Below are 25,514 nucleotides of genomic sequence, written 5' to 3'. Positions count from 1 at the left end.
AGTCAACGGATTCCCCGCAGTGGTATTTAAAATCCCTCCTCCATACTGTTTGCCCCGGGTGTTAGCGGGCAGCACGTACGTCAGGTCGGATGCCTGTCTTCATTTTCCCTCAGGAGAAAGGGGTTTAACCGGGCATCTATGAACACTATTGCTTTCCTGAAACAGAATAAAGACCGCTGGTGGGCGCTGCCGCTTATTTTACCGGTGGTGTTGCTGCCCGTGCTGAGCGCGGCCAATACCCTGACGCAACTGGGCGACGGCATTGTGGCACTCTATTATCTGCCGCTCTTTTTCCTGCTCACCTTAATGCTGTTTTTCGGCATTGGGGCTATTCCCGGAATAGTGCTGTCGCTGTTTATTCGCTATTACCCGCAAGTTGGGCTGTTTGAAACCGTTGCCGGGATCTTCCATTTTATTATTCCCTTAGTGCTGAGTTGGGGCGGTTATCGCGTTTTTGCCCCCAGACGCAATATGACGGCTTACGGCGATATACGGCTGATGGCGCAGCGCATTTTCTGGCAGGTGTTATGTCCGGCAACGCTGTTTCTGGTGCTGTTTCAGTTTGCGGTTTATCTGGGCGTGTATGAGAGTCGCCAGAGCCTGGCGGGGCTGAACCCGCTTAATATTCACACGCTGATCAACTATCAGGCGCTGCTGGTCAGCGGCTTAACGGGCGTACCGCTGAGTTACCTGATAATCCGGCTGATTCGCCATCCGCGTTACTTCAGGGCATTGATTTCACAGAGCCGCGCGCAGATAGATAAAAAGGTGACGCTCATCGAGTTTCTGGTCTGGTTGATCATACTGGGCGGGCTGCTGCTGTTGCTGCTGATACCAATGAATGAGAACAGCTCTATCTTCACCACTAACTACACGCTGTCGCTCCTGATGCCGGTGATGCTCTGGGGCGCGATGCGCTTTGGTTACAGGCTGACATCCCTCATCTGGACGCCGGTCCTGCTGGTCTCTATTCACTATTTTTACCGTTATATCCCTGTGAATCAGGGCTACGACATTCAACTGGCGATCACCTCTTCCAGCTACCTGGTCTTCTCGTTTGTGGTGGTCTATATGTCGATGCTGTCGACCCGCCAGCGTACCGTGAATAAGCGCTCCCGCAGGCTGGCGCTCCTCGACCCGGTTGTCCATATGCCTAACCTGCGTGCGTTGTTACGCGATCTGGCCCGGAACCCGTGGTCGGCGCTCTGTTTACTGCGTATTCCTGAACTGGAAGTGCTGGGCCGAAATTATGGCGTGCTGCTGCGAATTTTGTACAAACAGCAGCTGGCACAGTGGGTTAATGGCACACTCCAGCCCAATGAGCGGGTGTATCACCTTACCGGGTATGATCTGGCGGTGCGACTCAACGCGGAATCGCACCAGCAGCGAATCGAGACCCTGGATGAGCATATCAAACAGTTCCGTTTTATCTGGGATGGCATGCCGCTTCAGCCGCAGGTGGGCATGAGCTACTGCTATGTGCGCTCACCCGTGAACCATCTCTATCTGGTGCTGGGGGAGTTAGGGGTTATTGCCGATCTGTCGCTCTCAACCAACCACCCGGAAAACCTTCAGCAGCGTGGTGCTGTCCATCTGCAGCGCAGCCTGAAGGATAAAATCGCGATGATGAGCCGCCTGCAAAAGGCGCTCGACAACAACGAATTCACCCTGCTGGCGCAGCCCGTTCGCGGCCTGCGTGGCGATCGCTATCATGAAGTGCTGCTGCGGATGCCGGATGCGGACGGCGCGTTACTTACTCCCGATCGGTTCCTGCCCGTCGCTCAGGAGTTTGGCCTGTCGTCGCGGGTCGATTTGTGGGTGCTGGAGCGCACGCTGTGTTTCCTGGCCGAACACCGTGACAGGCTGCCCGGCCAGCGCTTTGCCATTAATCTTGCGCCCTCAACCGTTTGTCGGGTTCAGTTCCCGCTGGAGGTGAGCCGTCTTCTGAATAAATACGCCGTGGAGGCGTGGCAGTTGATCTTCGAGGTGACCGAGTGCAGTACCTTCGGCAGCGCGGAGCAGGCGATGCATACCCTCCGGCAGCTACAAAAAATGGGCGTACGCATTGCGATAGATGATTTTGGTACCGGCTATGCAAGCTATGCGCGGCTGAAAAGCGTGGACGCAGACATCCTCAAGATTGACGGCAGCTTTATTCGCAATATCGTCAGCAACAGCCTGGATTACCAGATTGTGGCCTCTATTTGCCATTTAGCGCGAATGAAAAAGATGCTGGTGGTTGCGGAATATGTGGAGACCGAAGAGATACGTAGCGCGGTTCACGCGCTCGGTATCGACTATGTGCAGGGCTATCTGATAGGTCGGCCGGTGGCACTTGATTCACTGCTGGAGGCAGAGGCGTCCTTGACGGACGCCTGAGCCGTTACGCCGCGACGTCGGCGCTCTCTTCTTCGATTTTGAGCAGCCAGCCGGTGACCGCTTCCCAGTACTGCTGCTCTTTTTCCAGATCCAGCAGAACCAGCGCATTCTGGCTAAACCAGTCGTGCGGGAAGCTCAGCGTCCAGTGATGGTCATCCGTTTTGAGTTTCAGCGTAGGCGGCGTGGTGGTGGCCTGACGCTGGTTATTCAGCAGCACGCCCAGACGCAGCAGCTGAATAAGCGGCAGGAACTGCTTTTTCTTGAACAGCGTGAAGCGCGGCAGATCGTCGAGCTTAATGGCTTTGCGATGATAGCGCACCAGCGTCGCCATCATGGTTTGCTGCTCCTGGTTGAAGCCCGGCAAATCGCTGTTTTGCAGAATGTAGGCGGAATGACGGTGCATGCCGCTGTGGTTAATGTTCAGCCCCACTTCGTGTAGCATCGCGGCCCATTTCAGCAGGGCGGCAAGCTGCGGATGGGCAAGCTTTGGATTCTGCTCCTGCCACTGATCGTACATCTGAACGGTCGTTTCCAGCACCCGCTTCGCCTGTTCGCGGTCGATGTTGTACTGGTTTGCCAGGCTTTGCGCGGTGCGGCTGCGAATATCCTGATGGCGGAAGCGGCCTTCCATCTCATACAGCACGCCTTCACGCAGCGCGCCGTCAGAGAGACGCAGCTCCTTAATGGCCAGCGCATCGAATACGCCGCACAGGATAGCCAGCCCCGGTACAAACACCGCTTTACGCTCGTCGGAAAGACCCGGCAGGCTTAACGCGTCGAAACTTTTATGTTTCAGCACCTCTTCGGTCAGCAACGTCAGGCGTTCGGGGGTGATAAAACCGTCTTTTTCACCCATCGCCAGCAGCACTTCATGGGCCGCTTTGATGGTGCCCGAGGCTCCCAGCGCGACGTTCCAGCCCTGGATACGGTACTGCCAGGCCAGATTTTCCAGCTTCTGAACGGCGGCCATGCGCGCCCGCTGGAAGTTTTCCCGCGAGATCGCGCCGCCCGGGAAATACATCTGCGCAAAGCTGACGCAGCCCATACGGCGGCTTTCCACCAGACGCGGTTCAAAGTCTTCGCCAATGACCAGCTCTGTGGAGCCGCCGCCGATATCAATCACCAGCTTGCGGCCTTTTTCCGGCTGCGTGTGCTCAACGCCCATAAAAATCAGACGCGCCTCTTCGTTACCGGAGATGATCTCAATGGGGTAGGGGATCACTTTTTCCGCACGCTTGAGGAATTCAGGGGCATTCAGCGCCTGGCGCAGGGTATGCGTTCCCACAATGCAGACACTGGAGGGTGAGAAGCCCTGCAGGCGTTCGGCAAACAGCGACAGGCAGTTCAGGCCGCGCTCCATCGCCTCTTCGCTGAGCATGCTGCGTTCATCAAGACCATCTGCCAGGTGTACGCGCTGCTTCAGACGACCGATGATCTGCAGCGCGCCATCCACCTCACGGGCGATGACCATGTGGAAACTGTTAGAACCAAGGTCGACCGCGGCGAATTCCTGTGGTCGTGGGGTCTTATCATTTATCGGCATAGGTTAATCGGGTTGCTCGAGTGATTTGATATAGTCGTAAATCGCCAGTTGCGACCGCACTTTGCGGCGGTTGCCGCGCGGTACATAGCGGTTACTGAGTTCTTTGTCGATATAGCGCGCTTTCACCGTGTCGCTAAACAGAATCTCGATAATGTCGAGAATACGCTGTTTCAGGCGCGGATCCAGCAGTGGCGCTGCGACTTCAATTCGATAATCAATATTGCGCGTCATCCAGTCTGCCGAAGAGAGATAGACCTGTTTATCTCCCGCATTATCGAAAATATAGACCCGATCGTGCTCCAGGTAGCGGTCTACAATGCTGATGACGCGAATATTATCGCTGATGCCTTCCAGTTCCGGGATGAGGGAGCACATGCCGCGGATCAGCAGGTTAACCGGAACGCCGGAGCTGGACGCCGCATAGAGTCTGTCCACGAGACCTTTGTCGACCAGATTGTTGAGCTTCAGCGTGATGCCGGACGACAAGCCTTTCTGGGCGTTGGCAATTTCTTTGTCGATCATATCGTACAGCAGGCGGCGCGAGTTCTGCGGTGACACCAGCAGATAATCGAAGCTCACCGGGCGGTACGGGTTCTCAATAAAGTTGAACACCCGGCGCACCTCGTTGGTGATGCGCGCGTCGGCGGTCAGCAGCGAGTAGTCGGTATAAATTCGTGCGGTTTTCTCGTTAAAGTTCCCGGTACCGATGTGGGCATAGCGCACCACGTCGTCACCCTCTTTACGGGAAATAAGGAACAGCTTGGCGTGAATTTTCAGCCCCGGGGCGGAGAAGATAACGTGGACACCTGCTTCCGTCAGACGGCGCGCCCAGTGGATATTGGCCTCTTCGTCGAAACGTGCCTGCAGCTCAACCACCACGGTTACTTTTTTGCCGTTGTGCGCGGCGTGGATCATCGCGTCGATGATGCGGGAGTCTTTCGCCACGCGGTAAATATTGATTTTGATTGCCAGCACGCTCGGGTCAAAGGAGGCCTGACGCAGCAGCTCCAGCACGTGTTCAAACGTGTGATACGGATAGTAGAGCAGGACGTCGCGTTCGCGGATGGCATCGAAACCGTTACGGAACTTATCGAACCAGAGATGACGCAGGCGCGGCAGTGGTTTATTCACCAGATTGGCTTTGCCGACGTTCGGGAAGCCAATAAAGTCTTTAAAGTTATGGTAACGACCGCCCGGCACAATGGAGTCATAGCGCGAGATAGTCAGCTTGTCGCGCAGCATTTCCACCATCGCGTCTGGCATATCACGCTGATAGACAAAGCGCACCGGTTCGGCCGTCAGACGCTGCTTGAGGCTGGAGGACATCAGTTCCATCAGGCTGGCTTCCATCTCGTGCACCAGGTCATATTCGGCGTCCCGGGTCATCTTCATCGAGTAGGCGTTTAACGCGTCGTAATCGAAGAAGCCTTTGAAGATATCGTCCAGACAGTAGCGCAGGATGTTATCCAGCAGGATCATCGGTTTGCGTCTGCGCGGGGTTTCCGGCGGCAGGTTCACAAAACGTGGCACCTTGTCGGACGGGATCTCCAGCAGCGCGTAACGGATGGATTCACCGCGAATAATTTCCACCGCCAGGTAGGTGTAGTCATCTTTCAGGAACTGCACCAGATCGGTTTCGCGGTTGATCAGAATAGGGGTGATGTGCTGGCGCAGATACTGTTTAAAGTAGTGGCGCAGCCAGTTTTGTTGGTTAACGGAGAGCTGACGTTCGTTAATCAGGAAGATTTGATTGCGTGCCATCTCCAGCAGCAACTCGTTATAGAGGCCGTCAAATTCCTGATCGGCTTTCAACACGCGGGACTGAATTTTGCCTAACAGATGGCGAGAGTGAGAGTTTAAGCCCTGCTCTTCGCTGATGATGATCCGCCGTTTCAGCTCGGCAAAGCGAACCTTGTAGAACTCATCAAGGTTGTTGGAATAAATGCCCAAAAAACGCATGCGCTCAATAAGCGGGTTGCTTTTGTCCGCCGCTTCCTGGAGTACGCGTTCGTTGAATGCTAACCAGCTTAGCTCTTTCTCGATATATAACTTTTCCTGACCCATTACAGCTCACACTCCAGTTCAATCACAGGACGTGGTAAATCCGTCTCGTCCTTATTATGGCGAGCATTTCCACGATATGTCCAACAGTGCCAGAAAAGTATGACAGTTATTTTTTTGTTGGAGATTTTAGAAGGTTGGAGAAGGGAATATCGGGTAATGCGCTTTGTTGGTCGGGTACGCGCTGCTGCGCCACCCGACAGAACAGACTACTCTTCGGCCGCGTAACCCTGCGGGGGCAGTTTCACGCCATCCAGCCAGGCAGCACCGTCGCGCATCGCCAGACGCCCGTCGACAAACCAGCTGACCACCAGTGGATAAATGGCATGTTCCTGGCTCTGCACCCGTTCGGTGATGTCGTCTTCGGTGTCGCCGTCAAAGACCGGGACTTTCGCCTGCAGGATCACTGGTCCGCCGTCCAGCTCATCGGTCACGAAATGCACCGAGGTCCCGTGCTCTTCATCGCCGTTTTCCAGCACCTGACGATGGGTGTGCAGGCCGGGATATTTCGGCAGAAGCGAAGGGTGGATATTCAGCAGACGCCCGGCGTAGTGCCCGACAAACGCCGGGCTCAGGATGCGCATATACCCCGCCAGCACCACAACGTCCGGCGCGTAGGCATCAATCTCCTGAACCAGCTCGCGGTCAAACGCTTCACGGCCGGCGAACTGACTGGCCTCCAGCGCGTGCGCGGGAATGTTTGCTTCCCGGGCGCGCTCAAGGCCGAACGCGTCGGCCTTGTTGCTGAATACTGCCCGAATGGTGCCATTGATTTTCTTCTGTTTGCAGGCGTCAATGATGGCCTGCAAATTGCTTCCGTTGCCGGAAATGAGCACCACGATGTTTTTCATTCAATGACCACACGCTGTTCGGAATCGGAAGCTTTGATAATACCGATTTTCCACGCGTTTTCACCTTTGTCCGTCAGCAGCTTAACGGCTTTATCCGCTTCGCTCGCTGGCAGGGCGATCACCATACCTACGCCACAGTTAAAGGTGCGGTACATTTCGTGAGAACTCACGTTGCCCGCGGTTTGCAGCCAGTTAAAGACAGCTGGCCACTGCCAGGACGATTCGTCGATTACTGCCTGGGTGTTGTCCGGCAGTACGCGCGGAATGTTTTCCCAGAAGCCGCCACCGGTCAGGTGGGCAATGGCGTGAACGTCAACGTTCTCAATCAGCTCCAGCACGTTTTTCACGTAGATGCGGGTCGGTGCCAGCAGATGGTCAGCCAGAGGTTTACCTTCAAGTTCGGTGGTTTGTGGGTCGCAACCGCTTACTTCGAGGATTTTACGCACCAGCGAGTAGCCGTTAGAGTGCGGGCCGCTGGAGGCCAGCGCAATCAGCACATCACCATCAGCCACTTTACTGCCGTCGATAATTTCTGATTTTTCTACCACACCCACGCAGAAGCCTGCGACGTCATAATCTTCGCCGTGATACATGCCTGGCATTTCTGCGGTTTCACCGCCAACCAGCGCGCAGCCAGACTGCAGACAGCCTTCGGCAATACCGTTGATCACGCTGGCTGCGGTATCCACATCCAGTTTGCCTGTCGCGTAGTAGTCGAGGAAGAACAGCGGCTCAGCGCCCTGTACCACCAGGTCGTTTACACACATCGCGACCAGATCGATACCGATCGTGTCGTGACGTTTTAAATCCATCGCCAGGCGCAGTTTTGTGCCTACACCGTCAGTACCCGAGACCAGAACAGGTTCACGATATTTTTGCGGCAGCGCGCACAGTGCGCCGAAGCCACCCAGACCACCCATCACTTCCGGGCGGCGGGTTTTTTTCACCACACCTTTGATTCGGTCAACCAGCGCATTACCTGCGTCAATATCAACACCGGCATCTTTGTAGCTGAGAGAAGTTTTGTTGGTCACGGCTCAAGTCCCCACGCGATTGCATAGCTAGTAAGAAAAATCGGCGCAATTCTAACAGTCCAGGCAAACGTTTGCGAGCCTATTCTCGGCGCGAGGATCTTTTTTTCTGCTCCGCCCCCGGCGGCGCGCAAACTTGACTCCGTTCACGAAAATGAAACCGGTTTCGGCGATCTGCTTGCATGCGGTTTAGGGAATGAACATCATGAAATGAAACCGGTTTCAGTTTCATTTAGGAGGAATGAAGGCCATGAACATCGCCGCATTTGATATCGGTGGCACCGCGTTAAAAATGGGCATTGCGACAGCGCAGGGAGAGCTACTGCAAACGGATAAGGCCGCCATCAGGAACAGCGACGGTGACGCCATTCTTGCGCAGATGCTGAACTGGGTAACGGCCCATCCCGGGCTTAAGGGGATCGCCATCAGCGCGCCGGGGTATGTTAATCCGCATACCGGCTTTATTGAGATGGGCGGGGCCATTCGCCGCTTCGACCAGTTCGCAATGAAAGGCTGGCTTGAGGCGAAAACGGGTTTACCGGTCACCGTCGAGAATGACGCTAACTGCGTGCTGCTGGCGGAGCGCTGGCAGGGCAAGGCGAAGGATATCGATAACTTTCTGGTACTGACCATCGGCACCGGGATCGGCGGGGCGATTTTCTGCAACGGCAGGCTGGTTCACGGGGCGCGTTTTCGCGCCGGAGAGTTCGGCTACATGCTCACGGAAAGGGCAGACTCAAGACGTGTTGCCCGCCACTCCATGAATGAAAACTGCACGTTACGCACGCTTCGCAAGCGCTATGCCGATTTTCATGGTCTGACGCTTGAGAGCGTCACCGGCGAGGCCATTTTTGATGGCTATGACGCAGGCGACACCGTATGCCGCCGCCTGGTGGATGATTTTCTTAACGGCATTGCGACAGGGCTCTACAACCTGGCGAATGTGTTCGACCCGCAGACCATCTTCATTGGCGGCGGTATCGCGGAGCGGCCCGGGTTTATGGATCTGCTTCGCACCCATCTTGCGTGGTTTGGCATCGCGGATATCGCCGATGTCGTCAGCCACGGCAACCGGGCCGGTCTTGTCGGCGCGGTTTACCACTTCAGACAGCAGTATCCGTCAGCAATCAGCAACATCGAATGAGGGAAAGAGTATGTCAGGATTTAAAGAAGGTTTTCTGTGGGGCGGCGCGGTGGCCGCGCACCAGCTGGAAGGTGGCTGGAAAGAGGGCGGTAAAGGCGTAAGCGTCGCCGATGTCATGACCGCTGGCGCCCACGGCGTGCCGCGTGAAATCACCGACGGCGTGCTGCCAGGAAAAAACTACCCGAACCACGAAGCCATCGATTTTTACCATCGCTATAAAGAAGACATCAAACTCTTTGCGGAGATGGGGTTCAAATGCTTCCGTACCTCCATTGCCTGGACGCGTATTTTCCCGAAAGGGGATGAGCTGGAGCCGAACGAAGCGGGCCTTCAATTCTACGATGACCTGTTCGATGAGTGCCTCAAATACGGCATCGAACCGGTTATCACCCTGTCGCACTTTGAGATGCCGTATCATCTGGTCACCGAGTACGGCGGCTGGCGCAACCGTAAGATGATCGACTTCTTTGTCCGCTTCGCAAAAGCGGTCTTCCAGCGCTATCAGCATAAGGTGAAGTACTGGATGACCTTTAACGAGATCAACAACCAGGCTAACTTCCACGAAGATTTTGCGCCGTTTACCAACTCCGGGCTGAAGTATGCGCCGGGTGAAGACCGTGAGCCAGTGATGTTCCAGGCCGCGCACTATGAGCTGGTGGCCAGCGCGCTGGCGGTAAAAGCCGGGCGCGAGATTAATCCTTCCCTGCAGATCGGCTGCATGATTGCCATGTGCCCCATTTATCCGCTGACCTGCGCGCCTGACGATATCATGATGGCGATGAACGCAATGCATCGTCGCTACTGGTTCACCGACGTTCACGTGCGTGGCAAGTATCCGCAGCATCTGCTTAACTACTTTGCGCGTCGTGGTTTCACGCTGGACATTACCGAAGAAGACAAAGCGGCGCTGACGCAGGGCTGCGTGGATTACATCGGCTTTAGCTATTACATGTCCTTCGCCACCAAAGCGACGGCGGATAACCCGGAACTGGATTACGATGAAAGCAAGAGCCTGGTCTCCAACCCGTACGTGCAGAAATCTGACTGGGGTTGGCAGATTGACCCGGTTGGCCTGCGCTACTCTCTGAACTGGTTCTGGGATCACTACCAGCTGCCGCTGTTCATCGTTGAGAACGGCTTCGGCGCGATTGACGTGCAGGAGAGCGACGGCACGGTGAACGACCAGTACCGCATTGATTATCTCTCGGCGCACATCCGCGAGATGAAAAAAGCGGTGGTGGAAGATGGCGTGGATCTGATGGGCTACACCCCGTGGGGCTGTATCGATCTCGTTTCTGCCGGCACCGGCGAGATGAAGAAACGCTACGGGTTTATCTTTGTTGATAAAGACAACGAAGGGAACGGCACGCTGAACCGCAGCAAGAAAAAGTCGTTTGACTGGTATAAGCAGGTGATTGCGAGCAACGGCGACAACCTGTAATTGTCGGGTGGCGCTTACGCTTACCCGACCTACACTACACGTAGGCCCGCGTAAGCGCAGCGCCACCGGGCAGAACCCCGCACCCAAGCCGGAGTCTCGCCTCCGGTTTTTTTGTCTCTAAATCACTTTGCTTGATATACGTCAAGCAAGATGGGTATGGCCTAATCCGAAAAAAGCGGTATAATCCCGCGATTTTTTTGCGGACGCCACCTCAGAGGAGAAAGAGAATGAAGATTGTGGAAGTGAAACACCCACTCGTTAAACACAAGTTGGGCCTGATGCGTGAGCATGACATCAGCACGAAGCGTTTTCGCGAACTGGCATCTGAAGTCGGCAGCCTGCTGACCTACGAAGCGACCTCTGACCTCGAAACGGAAAAAGTGACCATCGAAGGCTGGAACGGCCCGGTGCAGGTTGAGCAGATCAAAGGTAAGAAAATTACCGTGGTGCCAATCCTGCGTGCTGGTCTTGGCATGATGGAAGGCGTGCTGGAGCACGTACCGAGCGCGCGTATCAGCGTGGTGGGGATCTACCGTAATGAAGAAACCCTGGAGCCGGTTCCGTACTTCCAGAAGCTGGTGTCTAACATCGACGAGCGTATGGCACTGGTGGTTGACCCGATGCTGGCGACCGGCGGCTCAATGATTGCCACCATCGACCTGCTGAAAAAAGCAGGCTGCAGCAGCATCAAAGTGCTGGTGCTGGTTGCGGCACCGGAAGGGATCGCGGCGCTGGAAAAAGCACACCCGGATGTGGAGCTGTACACCGCGTCTGTCGACCAGGGGCTCAACGAGCACGGGTACATCATCCCGGGGCTGGGCGATGCCGGCGATAAGATCTTTGGTACGAAATAATCGAATAACGATAAATAAGCCGACTTTGAAAGTCGGCTTTTTTTTGAATAAAACACACATAACTAACCATCTCAGAGGAAAACACTATGACGCGCCGTGCTATCGGGGTGAGTGAAAGACCGCCGCTTTTACAGACTATCCCGCTTAGTTTGCAGCACCTGTTCGCTATGTTTGGCGCAACCGTGCTGGTGCCAATCCTGTTTCACATTAACCCGGCTACCGTGCTGTTGTTCAATGGTATCGGGACGCTGCTGTACCTCTTTATCTGTAAAGGCAAAATCCCGGCGTATCTGGGGTCGAGCTTTGCTTTTATCTCGCCGGTGTTGCTGCTGTTGCCCCTGGGGTATGAAGTGGCGCTGGGCGGCTTTATCATGTGCGGTGTGTTGTTCTGCCTGGTCTCTTTCATTGTGAAGAAGGCCGGTACCGGCTGGCTGGATGTGATGTTCCCACCGGCGGCGATGGGGGCCATCGTTGCCGTCATCGGTCTGGAGCTGGCAGGCGTGGCGGCGAATATGGCTGGCCTGCTGCCTGCTGATGGGCAGTCGCCGGACTCCAAAACCATCATCATCTCACTGGTGACGCTGGGCGTGACGGTATTTGGCTCCGTGCTGTTCCGCGGTTTTATGGCGATTATCCCGATCCTGATCGGCGTGCTGGCGGGTTATGCACTCTCCTTCGTGATGGGTGTTGTCGATACCACGCCAATTGCTCAGGCGCACTGGTTTGCCCTGCCAACCTTCTATACGCCACGCTTTGAATGGTTTGCTATCTTCACTATTCTGCCTGCCGCGCTGGTGGTTATTGCTGAACACGTTGGCCACCTTGTGGTGACGGCGAACATCGTCAAACGTGACCTGATCCGCGACCCGGGTCTGCACCGTTCGATGTTTGCAAACGGCTTCTCGACGATCATCTCCGGTTTCTTTGGCTCCACGCCAAACACCACCTACGGTGAGAATATTGGCGTCATGGCGATCACCCGCGTTTACAGCACCTGGGTTATCGGCGGCGCGGCAATCATCGCAATCCTGCTCTCCTGCGTGGGTAAACTGGCGGCAGCGATCCAGATCATCCCGGTTCCGGTGATGGGCGGCGTGTCTCTGCTGCTGTACGGCGTAATTGGCGCATCCGGTATTCGCGTGCTGATTGAGTCCAAAGTGGACTACAGCAAAGCGCAGAACCTGATCCTGACTTCCGTTATCCTGATCATCGGCGTGAGCGGCGCGAAGGTACACATCGGCGCGGCCGAGCTGAAAGGCATGGCGCTGGCGACCATCGTTGGTGTGGGCCTGAGCCTGATTTTCAAGCTGATTTCCGTGATCCGCCCTGAAGAGGTGGTGCTGGACGCCGACGAAAGCGAAAAAGCGTCACACTGATCGTAAAACCGGGTGGACGATCCGCCCGGTTCTCTCCTGGCAGGTTCCGTGCTAAACTCCGTTCCGATTTTATGTAAGATCTGGTTGAGGTACTTCTGAACGGACCGGCACAGCTCTCTCTGCCACTCTATCTCCCTGACGACGAAACTTTCGCGAGTTTCTGGCCGGGTGATAACCCCTCTTTACTGGCTGCACTGCAGAATGTGCTGCGCCAGGATCACAGCGGATACATCTATATCTGGTCACGCGAAGGCGCGGGACGCAGTCACCTGTTGCATGCCGCCTGTGCTGAGCTTTCAGCGCGGGAGGATGCGGTAGGCTATGTACCGCTGGATAAACGTACCTGGTTTGTGCCTGACGTGCTGGAGGGAATGGAACATCTCTCCCTGGTCTGCATCGATAATATCGAATGCGTGGCGGGGGATGAGCCGTGGGAAATGGCGATCTTTAACCTCTATAACCGTATCCTGGAATCGGGCAAAACCCGGCTGCTGATCACCGGCGATCGTCCGCCGCGCCAGCTGAATCTGGGGCTGCCGGATCTGGCCTCCCGACTCGACTGGGGGCAAATCTACAAACTGCAACCGCTGTCAGATGAAGACAAACTCCAGGCGCTTCAGCTGCGCGCCAGACTGCGCGGATTTGAACTGCCGGAAGACGTAGGGCGCTTCCTGCTCAAGCGTCTGGATCGCGAGATGCGCACGCTGTTTGATACGCTCGATCAGCTCGATCGCGCCTCCATTACCGCCCAGCGCAAGCTCACCATTCCGTTTGTGAAAGATATTCTGAAGCTTTGAGTTTTTTGCCCGGTGGCGCTGCGCTTACCGGGCCTACGGGATCGAATAGGCCGGGTAAGGCGCAGCCGCCACCCGGCTAGAGGTCTCCCATCAGGTGCTCAACCAGCAGCGGAATCGGCCTCCCTGAGGCCACGCTTCTGCCACCCTCACGCCACAGCGCCGTACCGCTAATATCCAGATGCGCCCACGGGATTGTCGGCGGGCAGAAGTGATGCAGCAGCCACGCCGCCGAGGCACTGATCGCCGCATTGTTGGGCGGCGTATTGCACAGATCGGCGATGGCGCTGTCGGTCTGCTTTTTCAGCCGCGCATCCAGCGGCAGGGACCACACTTCATCTCCGCTCTGTTTTCCTGCCTGCGTCAGCGCCTGGCGCAGTGGCTCGTCCTGGGTCATCAACCCGCTCAGCTCATATCCCAGCGCTTTGACCACCGCACCCGTCAGCGTTGCCATATCGATGATGTAGCGCGCCTGCGGATGGCGCTGGCTGGCCCAGGCGATAGCGTCTGCCAGCACCAGTCGGCCTTCGGCATCGGTATTGTTGATTTCAACCGTGGTGCCGTTGCAGGCTCTGGCTACCGTGCCAGGCTGCATGGCGTCCGGGCCGATGGCGTTTTCTGCCAGCGCCAGCACGCCCATGAGGCGCACGGGGAGCGCCAGCTCTGCAACGGTCAGCATCAGCCCCAGAACGTTCGCTGCCCCGCACATGTCATATTTCATGGTGTACATGCCCGCGCCATCCTTGAGCCACAGGCCGCCGGTATCGAAGGTAATGCCTTTACCAACATAGCAGCGCACCGGACCGTCAGAAACACCGTCATAGTGAATAGCCAGCAGTCGTGGCGTGCAGGAGGCGCCTTTGCCAACGGCGTGAAGCAGCCCCAGACCCTGCTCAACGATCTGCTTTTCATCCAGCACTTCACAGCGCAGGGTAGGGAAGGCCGCGCACAGCGTCTGCGCCTCCTGCACCATAAACTGCGGCGTGCAGCGGTCGGAGGGGATATCGGCCAGACGGCGTGCGGCGACCATTCCACGGCTAATGGCGAGCTGCTGGCGGAAGATAACGTCCAGCCGCGCCTGCTGTTCTGGCAGGCAGAGGGCGGTAACGTGCTCAACGCGCAAAGTGACATCGTCCGCTTTCTTCAGCTGCAGATCGCTAAGCCTGTGCGGCTGATTAAAAAGAAAACGCAGGACCTGTTGCAGCACAACGTCATCCATGCGGGTGACATCCAGGACCACGTCAGTGCTGACGGGCGTGGCCAGCAGCGGACGGAGTGCCGTAAGCAATCCTTCGGTAAGGCTATCCTGCCAGAGAGCATCCGGCACCAGCGTGATGCGCGCAAAAGGCGCACAGCCAAAACGGGTGTCGGCAACGGCATCTTGCCCGCGCATTTCCGCAATCAGTGGCGTGTCCGGTAACAGCGTAGACGAGCTGCGGGCGATGAGGTGGCCGTGTGGCTTTACGTCAGAAAGGGCGGTGATCAGCTGATACGTCATCATCATTACTCCTCAATCGGTGCGCGGATCCGTGCGGCATAGGCCTGCATCCATTCATCATCCACCGCCTGATAGTGCGTTTTTTCCCGCAGGCGTTCGGCGCGAAACACGGTCAGCGGCTGGCGTGCCGTCGCCACCACAAAGGAGAACGTCTTAATGTTGGTGGCGGCGCCAAATTCACCTTTGTTATTCATGCATACCACGGAGAGATCCCCCGCGCGGCCAAAGCGCGACATCAGCTTGTCTTCCAGCTCGAACACCACGGAATCTGCCGCCTGCTGCGGAGACATCCCCTGCGCCATGCGGCGAACAATTTCGTAGCTGGTGCAGCCTTTCATCAGATCTTCGCCCACGCCCGTGGCGGTGGCGGCGCCGGTTTCACTGTCGCAGTAGAAGCCGGAGCCGATGATCGGCGAATCGCCAAGTCGGCCGCGCTTTTTCATAAACAGGCCGCTGGTGGAGGTCGCCACGCTCATGGATCCCTGTTTGTCGAGACCGATAATCCCGACCGTGTCATGGCCATCGTAGGGGCTTAAGCCTTTATCCAGCGTCTCCCGGCAGCGCTTGCGGTAGTGCTGCATGGCCCGGTCGGTGAGCATCGTTTTGTCGGCAAAACCCTGGCTCAATGCCCACTCGCGTGCGCCCTGGCCGACCAGCAGGCTGTTATAGCGCTGGCGGCTTAACGCCTGCGCCACGCGTACCGGGTTGGCGATATCCACCAGATTTCCCACGGCGCCAAACGCCAGCGTGTCGCCGTCCATGTAGGCGGCGTCCAGTTCCACCTCGCCATTTTCGGTTGGTAGCCCGCCGTAGCCGACCGATTTATAGAACGGGAAGTCCTCGACGGCGGCAACGGCATCCACGACCGCGGCAGCCACCGGTTTCCCTGCTGCCAGCGCAGAGGCCGACTCGGTGACGCCTTCAAGCGCCATTCGCCAGGTGGCGATAATTCCCCACATGCTTTACTCCTGTTTTGCAAGGGTGGTGTCGGTTTGCGTCACGGCGGCAATCTCCGCGGCGCGGTACTGTTTATCCACGATACGCATGAATGGCAGATACAGCATGGCGCCAATCAGCAGGTTGATAAGCTGCATGATGCTGCCGCTGAGATGCCCGGTGACGATAAAACCGCTGATAACAGGCGGCAGCGTCCAGGGGATAAACACCCCGGTGGTGACGGCGACCGCACCAATTTTCATTGCCACGTACTGCACGGTGACCAGCACCAGCGGCACCAGATTGAACGGAATGAGCATGATCGGGTTCATGATCACCGGCAGGCCGAACAGAATCGGCTCGTTGATGTTAAACACCGAGGCCCCCGCGCCCAGGCGTGCCACTTCGCGCATGTTTTTACTGCGGGCGAAAATCAGCATCGCAATCACCAGCGACAGCGTGGCCCCTGCGCCGCCCATCCAGATCATGTCAAAAAACTGTTCGGTGATAATGTGCGGTGGGGTGGCGCCGGCCTGAATCGCGGCGATGTTATCGGTCTGGTTCTCCATCCACAGCGGGCGAATAATGCCGTTGATCATCGAACCGGAGTTAATGCCCACTGACCACAGAATGGTGATGCTGAATACGGTCATCAGCGCGCCAAAATAGGAGGTGCCGTAGTGGCGAACCGGGGTTGCCACCACCTCGTAAATAAACTGGTGGATGGTGTTGTAATGGGTGTTTTCAAAGCCGATGCGGATCACCAGCACCAGAATCATCACCAGCAGGGCAGGGATCAGCGCCGCGAACGACTCCTGCACCGCAGGCGGCACGCCATCCGGCATTCTGATAACCAGTTTTTTGCGCTTCAGCCAGCAGAACAGCTCCGTCCAAAGCAGAGAGCCAATCATCGCCACGAATAACCCTTTACTGCCAATCCACTCTACCGGCATGACGGTGATGCCACCCTGTTCCGCCACTTTGATAAAGGGGGTCAGGATCAGAAAGGCGACCAGCGCCAGAATGCCGCAGGAGATACGGTCTTCGCCATAGTGTTCAGCCAGGCGATAGGCGACCAGGAAGCTGATAAACAGCGACATGGTCGAGAACACCGCGTTGAACGGGATTTCGATAATCGCGCTCCAGCTTTCCCCAAACGCCTGAGACATAAACTGCTGATAGGTTTGATTGGGAAAGGAGGAGATCACCAGCAGGATAGAGCCGACGATGATAAACGGCATGAATGAAACGTAGGCACCGCGAATGGCACCAAGATGACGCTGCTGGGCCGTTTTGGCCGCCAGCGGCATCAGTTTTGCTTCAAGAAATCCCAGAACATTGTTCATTGTGAACTCCGTACAAGATTGAGAGGTGTTGTTTATGTTATCTCTGGGGATTATCAGTGAAGCGCGGCGTGCGAAAGGTGAAATCGGTCACAAAGCAATCGCTGGTGTATTATAAATCTCATAAGATTAGTTCTGGAGTTTGTTGCGATGGAAATCAAACTGCACGCCAATGCGACCACGACGCCGCGCATCCGTCGTTATCTTCAACAGTCGGATAAGAGCGACAGAGAGCTGGCCGTCGAGCTGGGCATTTCGGTCACCACCGTCAGACGCTGGCGCAATCGCGACCAGGTGTCGGATAACCATACGACGCCTAAAGTGATACACAAAGCGATGAGACAAGAGCAGGTTGCGCTGGTGAATGCCCTGCGTGACATCCTGGGTGCGCCGTTGGATGACCTGCTGCTTATGGTCAACGACGTCCTGGGGATCGCTGTTTCCCGCGCCACCCTGAACCGCTATCTCAAACCAGCCGCTGCAAAGCAAAAAGGGGCCCCCTTGCAGGGGAAAAAGGCGCTGAAAGCGGGTATTACGCCCCATACGTTGGAACTGCACCATTTGCCTTTGTCGCTGCATATGGACGACGGCGGGGAGCAGCATCTGCTTTGGGCGCGAGAGCCGGTGAGCGGCTGGTGCTATGCCCGGCTTTATGCGGGGCTGTCGCCTCAACGACTGAATACCTGGACGCAGGAGGTGCTGGCGGCGTGTCCGGCTGCTATACAATCTATTGAGACTTTTGGTTTTGAGGCGACGCTGGCTGTTAACGACATTGCGGTGAAGGCACATCAACGTACCTGCAGTGCACTTCAGGTGATGGTGCCCTTACGCGATATTATTCCGCGGGTGAATGTGGAACCGGCGGGGGCGCTATTGATGACCTTGTGCGAGTTTTACAACCGGGGTAAAGCGCAGAAAAAACTGGGGGAAAGTACGCCGCAGGCCTTTCTGGAAGGGCTGCGGCGCGAGGTTTAAAGAATGTCGAGCACATCTTCCGGCGGACGCCCAATGCGCGCCTTGCCGTTTGCCACCACAATTGGGCGTTCAATGAGCTTCGGGTTGTCAACCATCGCCTGCACGAGCTCAGCTTCAGTGAGACGCGTGTCGTCCAGGTTAAGTGACTTATAGAGATCCTCTTTCTGGCGCATCAACTCACGTGCACTGCCCATACCCAGCATATGCAGGAGCTGGCGGATCGTCTGCGCGTCTGGTGGTGTCTCCAGATACAGCACCACCTCAGGCTCTACGCCGTTGGATTTCAGCAGGCTGAGGGTGTCGCGGCTCTTGGAGCAGCGAGGGTTATGGTAGATTTTTACCGCGTCAGTCATATTTTCTTCCTTTTTACATCTTTTCGTACGGCTTGAAGCGCTGCTGTAGCGCGCGCAGCTGATCGATACGCGCATCGTAACGGGCCTGTTGCAGGCTGCCAAGTTTGACCTGCGAACTGGCGCTGCTGAGCATCGAAATGGCCTGATCCAGACGCCCCACCAGGGCAAACCCTTCGGCACGTGCCGCCAGCTCCTGATCGCGGTTGCCCAGCTGGGCTTCTGCCTGAGCGAGCAGATCCCAGCCGTTTTGATCGTCTTTATTGTCGAAGGTGTAGCGGTTCAGAATAGTGGCCGCTTCACCCGGCTGGCCGCCCTGCAGATAAGCGTTCGCCAGGTTAAGCTGCAGCACCGGGTTGGTCCGCACCTCTTTGGCACCTTTCAGGCGGTTAATCGCATCGGCAGGTCTCTTCTGCCCCAGATCGATATCCGTGGAGAGGTCGAGATACCACGGGTTATTCGGGTCGGCGGCCAGCAACGGTTGCAGCGTTTTTCGCGCTTCGTCGTATTTGCTGGCTTCCATCGCCTGCAGGGCACGACCGTATTGCGCCGCGTTCTTCTCGCGCACGTTGCCTTTTGCCAGGGCATCCAGCAGGTCGCTGGTGAGCTGGTTGCGCCCGGAATTGTACATGCCCAGCGTTCTCACTTTCGCCATGTAGAAATCCTGTGAGGATTGCACCACCACCGGACGCATCTGATTGGCACGGTTACGCGCATCGGACAGACGGCTTTCCGGTAACGGGTGGGTGAGCAGAATTTCGGGTGGACGTGACGAGTAGCGTGCCTGATCGAGCAGTTTTTCCAGGAAGCTGGGCATGGCCTGTGGGTCAAAGCCCGAGCGCTGCAACACCTGGATGCCAATGCGGTCCGCTTCCTGTTCGTTTTGCTGGGTGAAACTGATCATCCCCTGGCGCGTGCCTGCCAGCGTGCCGGTTAATGCGGCCATCCCGGCCTGCGGGCTGGCCATCGCCAGCAAAATAGAGCCCAGCGCACCCACCCAGGTCAGGGGCGCGTTGCGTTTCTGGTCTTCCATCGCACGGGCCAGATGGCGCTGGGTCACGTGGGAAATTTCGTGCGCCATGACCGACGCCAGCTGGCTTTCGTTATCGGAATAACGGAATAACGCCGAATGCAGCACCACGTTACCGCCAAAGAAGGCGAAGGCGTTGATTTCGTCGTTATTGATTAAATAGAAGTGGAAGGGGGTTTTTACCGAGTTGGCGTGCGCGACCAGGCGCATCCCCAGACCATTAATGTACTGCACCAGCAATGGGTCATTGATCAGCGGAGCACTGCCGCGCAGCTGGCGAACATAGTAATCACCCATCTGCATCTCCTGACCAATGGAGAGCGTGCTTCCTGCTGTGGTGCCCATGTCCGGCAATGAATCGGACGAATCAGCGAAAGCTGGCAACACCTGACCGACCGTTACGGCGGCAATCAGTGTCGCAACCACTGTTTTTTTCAACTGCCTGAACATAACCACTGTCCTGTATTTTGGATGTGCTAATTTGACCGATGAACCCGCATATCGTTCATCTCCACTGCCCTGCGAGTGTAGCCGTGTTGTGGCATGAAGAAAATCCCATTCATCAGGCTTTTGCGGATTGTGACAGCGATACAAAAAGCGAAAGTCTTTTTTGTGACAGTTAGATACAATTCACCTTCTGACTCCCGTCATTCGATTCAGGGAAGGGTTGTATGCTCGAAATGTTAATGCAGTGGTACCGGCGCCGGTTTAGCGACCCGGAAGCCATTGCTTTGCTGGTTATTCTGGTTGCCGGGTTCGGTATTCTGTTCTTCTTCAGCGGCCTTCTGGCACCACTGCTGGTGGCCATTGTGCTGGCCTATCTGCTGGAGTGGCCAACCGCGCGGCTGGAGAATATCGGCTGCTCCCGACGCTGGGCGACCAGCATCGTGCTGGTGCTGTTTGTTGGCATTCTGCTGTTGATGGCGTTTGTGGTCATGCCCGTCGCCTGGCAGCAGGGGATCAACCTGATCCGCGATATGCCCGGCATGTTAAATAAGCTTTCCGATTTTGCCGCCACGCTGCCGCGTCGTTATCCGGCGCTGATGGACGCGGGGATCATCGATGCGATGGCCGAAAACATGCGCGCCCGCATCATGACCATGGGCGATTCGGTGGTGAAATACTCCCTGGCGTCGCTGGTTGGGCTCCTTACGCTCGCCGTCTACCTGGTGCTGGTGCCGTTGATGGTGTTCTTCCTGGTGAAGGACAAAGACCAGATGCTCAACGCCGTGCGGCGTATTCTGCCGCGTAATCGCGGGCTGGCCGGGCAGGTGTGGGAAGAGATGAATCAGCAGATCACCAACTACATTCGCGGCAAGGTGCTGGAGATGATTGTGGTTGGGGTCGCGACGTGGATTGGCTTCCTGATCTTCGGACTTAACTACTCGCTGCTGCTGGCGGTGCTGGTGGGGCTGTCGGTCCTTATTCCGTATATTGGCGCTTTTGTGGTCACCATTCCGGTTGTTGGGGTCGCGCTGTTCCAGTTTGGCCTGGGCACCGAGTTCTGGAGTTGCTTCGCGGTGTACCTGATTATTCAGGCCCTGGATGGCAACCTGCTGGTGCCAGTGCTGTTCTCAGAAGCAGTGAATCTGCATCCGCTGGTGATTATCTTATCGGTGGTGATTTTCGGCGGGCTGTGGGGATTCTGGGGCGTGTTCTTTGCCATTCCGCTGGCGACGCTGATTAAAGCCGTCGTCCATGCATGGCCGGATGTGCCAGCGGTGGAGGAGAAGTAGTTTTTGTGCGGCCTGATGCCCTTCTCTCACGGGGGAGAGGGGGAAAACACTAAAAACGGCAACCAGGTTGCCGTTTTGCATTTATCTTGTAGGTCGGGTAAGGCGAAGCCGCCACCCGACACTCACTTTCAGGCACTTTGTTTCAGCCAGTTCAGCACCACGTCGTGGTGGTTGCTGGTTTTGAAGTCGTCAAAGACATGTTCCACTTTACCGTCAGCGTCAATCAGGAAGCTGATGCGGTGAATGCCGTCATAGGTTTTGCCCATAAACGTCTTCTCGCCCCAGACGCCGAACTGCTCACAGACCTGATGATCTTCGTCGGAAAGCAGCGTGAAGTTCAGCAGCTCTTTTTCAGCAAATCGTGACAGCTTTTCTGGCTTATCGGTGCTGATGCCCAGCACTTCCACGCCGGCTTTTTTCAACTCGTCCATGTTGTCGCGTAAGCCGCAGGCCTGCACGGTGCAGCCCGGGGTCATGGCTTTCGGGTAGAAATAGACCAGAACACGCTGTCCCTGGAAGTCGGTCAAATTTACTTGCTCACCATCCTGATCCGGTAAGCTAAATTTCGGTGCGATGTCACCGGCTTTCAGTGGGTTCATTACTCAACTCCATCCTGTTCATGCTGCGAATAATTTACGACGCTTATACTGCCTTGCGCGTGTAATTCTGTACAGAGGGCTTTGAACGCTTGCTCGATATTTGACGCATCCTGTGATGCAGGACTGTGGGCGGTGATTTGAATAAAGAGGGTAGGAACGGCACTCTCATCAGCCGGTTGTGTGCGGGAAACCAGCTCGGCAATGTTCATCTGATGGCTGTCAAACAGCGCGGTAAAACGCTCGATCAGATGAGGGGAATCAGGAACTTCAACCTGTACCCAGACGGTGGCAGGCATGGCCGGACGCGGACGCGCATTGGTGCGTTTCATCACGATCAGCAAATCCAGCTCTGCGCCTTTCAGCGGCAGGGTAGATTCGATAAGCGTGATGGCGTTCCATGTCCCGGACAGCAGCATAATAAACGTGAACTCTTCGCCCAGCATCGCCAGACGGCTGTCCTCGATATTACAGCCGCAGCTGCTCACGTGGCGGGTAATGGTGTTCACGATACCCGGCCTGTCAGCACCCAGCGCAGTGATAACCAGGTAATGTTGTGATGAGGTTGTCAAACCTGTTCTTCCTTTGCTTGGTTAAGTCTTCCTAAGGAAAGCATAAAAAAAACATGCATACAACCGCCTGAGGGCCTCAGGTCGCTTGCTTTTATTACAGTTCCAAACGTACCATTGAGGCTCTTGTTCGCACAGAGGATGGCTCATGTTCACGGGAAGTATTGTCGCGCTTGTAACACCGATGGATGAAAAAGGTAATGTCTGCCGGTCAAGCATGAAGAAGCTGATTGATTACCATGTCGCCAATGGAACCTCGGCGATCGTTTCGGTAGGGACTACCGGTGAATCTGCAACGCTGAGCCACGAAGAGCACGGCGATGTGGTGATGTTGACCCTCGAACTGGCTGACGGACGTATTCCGGTCATCGCGGGAACGGGCGCGAATGCAACCGCAGAAGCGATCAGCCTGACCCAACGTTTTAACGACAGCGGCGTTGTTGGTTGTCTGACGGTCACCCCTTACTACAACCGTCCTACTCAGGAAGGTTTGTTCCAGCATTTCAAAGCCATCGCTGAACATACTGACTTGCCACAAATTCTGTATAATGTGCCGTCCCGTACTGGCTGCGATATGCTGCCGGAAACCGTTGGTCGTCTCTCGAAAGTAAAAAATATTATCGGGATTAAAGAGGCGACAGGGAACTTAAGCCGCGTTCATCAGATCAAAGAGCTGGTTTCAGACGACTTTATCCTGTTGAGCGGTGACGATGCGACCGCGCTGGACTTCATGCAGCTCGGTGGTCATGGCGTGATCTCCGTAACGTCGAACGTTGCGGCCCGCGATATGGCGGAAATGTGCAAGCTGGCGGCGGCAGGTCACTTTGATGAAGCCCGTCTCATTAATAAACGTCTGATGCCGTTGCACAATAAATTATTTGTCGAACCCAATCCGATCCCGGTGAAATGGGCATGTAAGGAGTTGGGACTTGTAGCAACCGATACGCTGCGTCTGCCAATGACACCGATTACCGACCACGGTCGTGAAATCGTCACTGCAGCGCTGAAGCATGCCGGTTTGCTGTAAAGTTTAGGGAGATTTGATGGCTTATTCAGTACAGAAGTCGCGCCTGGCGAAGGTTGCGAGTGTTTCGCTTGTTATGCTGCTCGCTGCCTGTAGTTCAGACTCGCGCTACAAGCGCCAGGTGAGCGGTGATGAATCCTATCTGGATGCGACCCCGCTTGCTGAACTTCATGCACCGGCTGGCATGATCCTGCCGATTCAGAACGGCGATTATAATATCCCCGTGACCAACGGCAGCGGCCCGGTGGGCAAAGCGCTTGATATTCGTCCGCCAGCACAGCCTCTGGCGCTGGTGAGCGGGGCGCGCACCCAGTTTACCGGTGATACCGCGTCTCTGATGGTGGAAAGCGCACGTGGCAGCACGCTGTGGCCACAGGTGGTGAGCGTCATTCAGTCGAAGAACTACACGATTGACAAGCGCGATGACGCCAGCCAGACGTTAACCACCGACTGGATCGAGTGGAACCGTCTGGATGAAGACCAGCAGTACCGTGGTCGTTATCAAGTCTCCGTTAAACCGCAGGGCTATCAGCAGGCGGTTACCGTTAAGCTGTTGAACCTGGAGCAGGCGGGCAAACCGGTGGCGGATGCTGCCTCTATGCAGCGTTACAGCACTGAAATGCTGAACGTGATTGCGGCGGGTCTGGATAAGAACGCCACAGACGCGGCTAACGCCTCACAGAACCGCAACGGCATGACGTTTGATGTCCAGAGCGGCGCGGATGATACCGGCCTGCCAATGCTGGTTGTTCGTGCGCCATTCAACCAGACCTGGCAGCGCCTGCCAGCGACGCTGGAGAAAGTGGGCATGAAGGTGACCGACAGCACGCGTTCAACCGGTAGCATAACCGCAACGTATAAGCCGCTGTCCGACAGCGCATGGCAGGAGCTGGGCGCACGCGATCCACAGCTCGCTTCCGGCGACTACAAGATTCAGGTAGGCGACCTTGATAACCGCAGTAGCCTGCAGTTTATCGATCCGAAAGGTCACACGCTGACCCAGTCGCAGAACGATGCGCTGGTCGCGGTCTTCCAGGCTGCATTCAGCAAATAAATACGAGGGCTGGTGAATCCAGCCCTTTTTATTTTCGTGCTACGCAAACGTGTGCGTGGCATAATATGCCCAGTTTTGAACACAAATCATCACACCAGGAGTAATCAAGATGCAGAAGCAAGCTGAGTTGTATCGTGGCAAAGCGAAGACCGTATACAGCACGGAAAACCCGGATCTGTTGGTGCTCGAGTTCCGCAATGATACGTCAGCAGGGGATGGCGCACGCATTGAGCAGTTCGATCGTAAAGGCATGGTGAACAACAAGTTCAACCACTTCATTATGACCAAACTGGCCGAAGCGGGTATCCCGACTCAGATGGAAGCGTTGCTGTCCGATACGGAATGTCTGGTGAAAAAACTGGATATGGTTCCGGTTGAGTGCGTCATTCGTAACCGTGCCGCGGGCTCCCTGGTGAAGCGTCTGGGCATTGAGGAAGGCATCGAGCTGAATCCACCGCTGTTCGATCTGTTCCTGAAAAACGACGCCATGCACGATCCGATGGTCAATGACTCCTACTGTGAAACCTTCGGCTGGGTGAACAAAGAGAACCTGGCGCGCATGAAAGAGCTGACCTACAAAGCCAACGACGTGCTGAAAAAACTGTTTGATGATGCTGGCCTGATCCTCGTCGACTTCAAGCTGGAGTTCGGTCTGTTCAAAGGCGAAGTGGTACTCGGCGACGAGTTCTCACCGGACGGCAGCCGTCTGTGGGACAAAGAAACGCTGGATAAAATGGATAAAGACCGTTTCCGTCAGAGCCTGGGTGGCCTGATTGAAGCGTACGAAGCAGTGGCTCACCGTTTAGGCGTTAAGCTCGACTAACTCCCTCATCGCCAAAGGATGTTCATATCCTTTGGCGTCTTACCTTTGTTTCCTATGGTAATCTTGCCGTTAACCGCCTACGATCATAGCTATTATTAATGGAATA

At 56.0% G+C, this 25,514-nt stretch carries 22 protein-coding genes; 11 read left to right on the top strand and 11 right to left on the bottom strand.

Going from position 1 to position 25,514, the window contains the following annotated elements:
* Positions 1 to 138 precede the first annotated feature (138 nt).
* Positions 139 to 2,379, top strand: coding sequence for a bifunctional diguanylate cyclase/phosphodiesterase (locus tag ACQG22_RS17115; RefSeq protein ID WP_369706704.1), 2,241 nt, complete (start codon positions 139 to 141; stop codon positions 2,377 to 2,379).
* A 4-nt stretch (positions 2,380 to 2,383) separates the two neighbouring features.
* Here the strand turns inward: ACQG22_RS17115 and ppx are convergent, their stop codons facing one another.
* The 4 genes from ppx to purM all read right to left on the bottom strand — a co-directional run bounded on the left by ppx (position 2,384) and on the right by purM (position 7,868).
* A complete protein-coding gene (ppx, locus tag ACQG22_RS17110; protein WP_014832869.1) occupies positions 2,384 to 3,922 on the bottom strand; it encodes an exopolyphosphatase in 1,539 nt (512 codons plus the stop codon).
* 3 nt (positions 3,923 to 3,925) lie between these two features.
* On the bottom strand, positions 3,926 to 5,986 hold the full coding sequence (gene ppk1 / locus ACQG22_RS17105) for a polyphosphate kinase 1 (RefSeq protein ID WP_013098243.1): 2,061 nt from the start codon (positions 5,984 to 5,986) through the stop codon (positions 3,926 to 3,928).
* 206 nt (positions 5,987 to 6,192) lie between these two features.
* Positions 6,193 to 6,834, bottom strand: coding sequence for a phosphoribosylglycinamide formyltransferase (gene purN / locus ACQG22_RS17100; protein ID WP_020689985.1), 642 nt, complete (start codon positions 6,832 to 6,834; stop codon positions 6,193 to 6,195).
* Positions 6,831 to 7,868 carry a phosphoribosylformylglycinamidine cyclo-ligase gene (gene purM / locus ACQG22_RS17095; RefSeq protein WP_013098241.1) on the bottom strand — a complete coding sequence of 346 codons (1,038 nt, stop codon included), beginning with the start codon at positions 7,866 to 7,868 and terminating at the stop codon, positions 6,831 to 6,833. Before purM ends, purN begins: the two co-directional genes overlap by 4 nt.
* Before the next feature lie 247 nt (positions 7,869 to 8,115).
* Here purM and bglK point away from each other — a divergent pair, with 247 nt between their 5' ends.
* From bglK to ACQG22_RS17070, 5 genes are all read left to right on the top strand, one after another.
* On the top strand, positions 8,116 to 9,009 hold the full coding sequence (gene bglK / locus ACQG22_RS17090; RefSeq protein WP_013098240.1) for a beta-glucoside kinase BglK: 894 nt from the start codon (positions 8,116 to 8,118) through the stop codon (positions 9,007 to 9,009).
* Between the two features lie 10 nt (positions 9,010 to 9,019).
* A complete protein-coding gene (locus ACQG22_RS17085; RefSeq protein WP_369706705.1) occupies positions 9,020 to 10,450 on the top strand; it encodes a 6-phospho-beta-glucosidase in 1,431 nt (476 codons plus the stop codon).
* A gap of 227 nt (positions 10,451 to 10,677) precedes the next feature.
* On the top strand, positions 10,678 to 11,304 hold the full coding sequence (gene upp, locus ACQG22_RS17080; protein ID WP_003860560.1) for a uracil phosphoribosyltransferase: 627 nt from the start codon (positions 10,678 to 10,680) through the stop codon (positions 11,302 to 11,304).
* 86 nt (positions 11,305 to 11,390) lie between these two features.
* A complete protein-coding gene (uraA, locus tag ACQG22_RS17075) occupies positions 11,391 to 12,680 on the top strand; it encodes a uracil permease (RefSeq protein WP_013098238.1) in 1,290 nt (429 codons plus the stop codon).
* Positions 12,681 to 12,775: 95 nt separating this feature from the next.
* Positions 12,776 to 13,477, top strand: coding sequence for a DnaA inactivator Hda (locus ACQG22_RS17070; RefSeq protein ID WP_284953348.1), 702 nt, complete (start codon positions 12,776 to 12,778; stop codon positions 13,475 to 13,477).
* Positions 13,478 to 13,553: 76 nt separating this feature from the next.
* Here ACQG22_RS17070 and ACQG22_RS17065 read toward each other — a convergent pair whose 3' ends face one another.
* From ACQG22_RS17065 to celB, 3 genes are read right to left on the bottom strand one after another with little or no spacing between them, the layout of a single operon-like run.
* Positions 13,554 to 14,975 carry a leucyl aminopeptidase family protein gene (locus ACQG22_RS17065; protein WP_284953349.1) on the bottom strand — a complete coding sequence of 474 codons (1,422 nt, stop codon included), beginning with the start codon at positions 14,973 to 14,975 and terminating at the stop codon, positions 13,554 to 13,556.
* 2 nt (positions 14,976 to 14,977) lie between these two features.
* The gene (locus ACQG22_RS17060; protein ID WP_013098235.1) at positions 14,978 to 15,931 is read right to left on the bottom strand and encodes a N(4)-(beta-N-acetylglucosaminyl)-L-asparaginase; all 954 of its coding nucleotides are present in this window, start codon (positions 15,929 to 15,931) and stop codon (positions 14,978 to 14,980) included.
* Positions 15,932 to 15,934: 3 nt separating this feature from the next.
* Complete coding sequence (gene celB, locus ACQG22_RS17055) at positions 15,935 to 17,254, bottom strand: PTS cellobiose transporter subunit IIC (protein WP_369706706.1); 1,320 nt, start codon at positions 17,252 to 17,254, stop codon at positions 15,935 to 15,937.
* A 147-nt stretch (positions 17,255 to 17,401) separates the two neighbouring features.
* Here celB and ACQG22_RS17050 point away from each other — a divergent pair, with 147 nt between their 5' ends.
* Complete coding sequence (locus tag ACQG22_RS17050; protein WP_058651787.1) at positions 17,402 to 18,226, top strand: hypothetical protein; 825 nt, start codon at positions 17,402 to 17,404, stop codon at positions 18,224 to 18,226.
* Here ACQG22_RS17050 and arsC read toward each other — a convergent pair.
* Together arsC and bepA are read right to left on the bottom strand one after the other, a co-directional pair.
* The gene (arsC, locus tag ACQG22_RS17045) at positions 18,223 to 18,579 is read right to left on the bottom strand and encodes an arsenate reductase (glutaredoxin) (protein ID WP_023620395.1); all 357 of its coding nucleotides are present in this window, start codon (positions 18,577 to 18,579) and stop codon (positions 18,223 to 18,225) included. The two genes, ACQG22_RS17050 and arsC, sit on opposite strands and share 4 nt — an antisense overlap.
* Positions 18,580 to 18,592: 13 nt before the next feature.
* The gene (bepA, locus tag ACQG22_RS17040) at positions 18,593 to 20,056 is read right to left on the bottom strand and encodes a beta-barrel assembly-enhancing protease (protein WP_013098231.1); all 1,464 of its coding nucleotides are present in this window, start codon (positions 20,054 to 20,056) and stop codon (positions 18,593 to 18,595) included.
* Positions 20,057 to 20,277: 221 nt separating this feature from the next.
* On the opposite strand from bepA, the gene ACQG22_RS17035 reads away from it, so the two are divergent.
* On the top strand, positions 20,278 to 21,342 hold the full coding sequence (locus tag ACQG22_RS17035; protein WP_013098230.1) for an AI-2E family transporter: 1,065 nt from the start codon (positions 20,278 to 20,280) through the stop codon (positions 21,340 to 21,342).
* Between the two features lie 128 nt (positions 21,343 to 21,470).
* On the opposite strand, the gene bcp is transcribed toward ACQG22_RS17035, so the two are convergent.
* Positions 21,471 to 21,941, bottom strand: coding sequence for a thioredoxin-dependent thiol peroxidase (gene bcp / locus ACQG22_RS17030; RefSeq protein ID WP_013098229.1), 471 nt, complete (start codon positions 21,939 to 21,941; stop codon positions 21,471 to 21,473).
* A complete protein-coding gene (locus ACQG22_RS17025) occupies positions 21,941 to 22,510 on the bottom strand; it encodes a glycine cleavage system transcriptional repressor (RefSeq protein WP_013098228.1) in 570 nt (189 codons plus the stop codon). Before ACQG22_RS17025 ends, bcp begins: the two co-directional genes overlap by 1 nt.
* Positions 22,511 to 22,655: 145 nt before the next feature.
* Here ACQG22_RS17025 and dapA point away from each other — a divergent pair, with 145 nt between their 5' ends.
* The 3 genes from dapA to purC all read left to right on the top strand — a co-directional run bounded on the left by dapA (position 22,656) and on the right by purC (position 25,408).
* Complete coding sequence (gene dapA / locus ACQG22_RS17020; protein WP_013098227.1) at positions 22,656 to 23,534, top strand: 4-hydroxy-tetrahydrodipicolinate synthase; 879 nt, start codon at positions 22,656 to 22,658, stop codon at positions 23,532 to 23,534.
* Between the two features lie 16 nt (positions 23,535 to 23,550).
* Positions 23,551 to 24,585 carry an outer membrane protein assembly factor BamC gene (gene bamC, locus ACQG22_RS17015; RefSeq protein ID WP_013098226.1) on the top strand — a complete coding sequence of 345 codons (1,035 nt, stop codon included), beginning with the start codon at positions 23,551 to 23,553 and terminating at the stop codon, positions 24,583 to 24,585.
* Between the two features lie 109 nt (positions 24,586 to 24,694).
* Complete coding sequence (gene purC / locus ACQG22_RS17010) at positions 24,695 to 25,408, top strand: phosphoribosylaminoimidazolesuccinocarboxamide synthase (RefSeq protein ID WP_008501631.1); 714 nt, start codon at positions 24,695 to 24,697, stop codon at positions 25,406 to 25,408.
* Positions 25,409 to 25,514: the final 106 nt, after the last annotated feature.

Source organism: Enterobacter cloacae complex sp. 309I3 (genome assembly GCF_050031595.1).
Taxonomy (GTDB): domain Bacteria; phylum Pseudomonadota; class Gammaproteobacteria; order Enterobacterales; family Enterobacteriaceae; genus Enterobacter; species Enterobacter cloacae.
The sequence above is the reverse complement of the archived record's forward strand: the minus strand, read 5'-3'. Positions and strand labels throughout refer to the sequence as shown.

What these genes read in the sequence shown, in the direction of transcription:
- dapA (WP_013098227.1), top strand. Translation starts at nt 22,656, where the DNA reads ATGTTCACGGGAAGTATTGTCGCGCTTGTAACACCGATGGATGAAAAA.
- ACQG22_RS17060 (WP_013098235.1), bottom strand. Translation starts at nt 15,931, where the DNA reads ATGTGGGGAATTATCGCCACCTGGCGAATGGCGCTTGAAGGCGTCACC.
- purN (WP_020689985.1), bottom strand. Translation starts at nt 6,834, where the DNA reads ATGAAAAACATCGTGGTGCTCATTTCCGGCAACGGAAGCAATTTGCAG.
- arsC (WP_023620395.1), bottom strand. Translation starts at nt 18,579, where the DNA reads ATGACTGACGCGGTAAAAATCTACCATAACCCTCGCTGCTCCAAGAGC.
- ACQG22_RS17065 (WP_284953349.1), bottom strand. Translation starts at nt 14,975, where the DNA reads ATGATGACGTATCAGCTGATCACCGCCCTTTCTGACGTAAAGCCACAC.
- bepA (WP_013098231.1), bottom strand. Translation starts at nt 20,056, where the DNA reads ATGTTCAGGCAGTTGAAAAAAACAGTGGTTGCGACACTGATTGCCGCC.
- ppx (WP_014832869.1), bottom strand. Translation starts at nt 3,922, where the DNA reads ATGCCGATAAATGATAAGACCCCACGACCACAGGAATTCGCCGCGGTC.
- ACQG22_RS17085 (WP_369706705.1), top strand. Translation starts at nt 9,020, where the DNA reads ATGTCAGGATTTAAAGAAGGTTTTCTGTGGGGCGGCGCGGTGGCCGCG.
- upp (WP_003860560.1), top strand. Translation starts at nt 10,678, where the DNA reads ATGAAGATTGTGGAAGTGAAACACCCACTCGTTAAACACAAGTTGGGC.
- ACQG22_RS17035 (WP_013098230.1), top strand. Translation starts at nt 20,278, where the DNA reads ATGCTCGAAATGTTAATGCAGTGGTACCGGCGCCGGTTTAGCGACCCG.
- ppk1 (WP_013098243.1), bottom strand. Translation starts at nt 5,986, where the DNA reads ATGGGTCAGGAAAAGTTATATATCGAGAAAGAGCTAAGCTGGTTAGCA.
- uraA (WP_013098238.1), top strand. Translation starts at nt 11,391, where the DNA reads ATGACGCGCCGTGCTATCGGGGTGAGTGAAAGACCGCCGCTTTTACAG.
- ACQG22_RS17115 (WP_369706704.1), top strand. Translation starts at nt 139, where the DNA reads ATGAACACTATTGCTTTCCTGAAACAGAATAAAGACCGCTGGTGGGCG.
- purC (WP_008501631.1), top strand. Translation starts at nt 24,695, where the DNA reads ATGCAGAAGCAAGCTGAGTTGTATCGTGGCAAAGCGAAGACCGTATAC.
- ACQG22_RS17050 (WP_058651787.1), top strand. Translation starts at nt 17,402, where the DNA reads ATGGAAATCAAACTGCACGCCAATGCGACCACGACGCCGCGCATCCGT.
- bamC (WP_013098226.1), top strand. Translation starts at nt 23,551, where the DNA reads ATGGCTTATTCAGTACAGAAGTCGCGCCTGGCGAAGGTTGCGAGTGTT.
- bglK (WP_013098240.1), top strand. Translation starts at nt 8,116, where the DNA reads ATGAACATCGCCGCATTTGATATCGGTGGCACCGCGTTAAAAATGGGC.
- celB (WP_369706706.1), bottom strand. Translation starts at nt 17,254, where the DNA reads ATGAACAATGTTCTGGGATTTCTTGAAGCAAAACTGATGCCGCTGGCG.
- bcp (WP_013098229.1), bottom strand. Translation starts at nt 21,941, where the DNA reads ATGAACCCACTGAAAGCCGGTGACATCGCACCGAAATTTAGCTTACCG.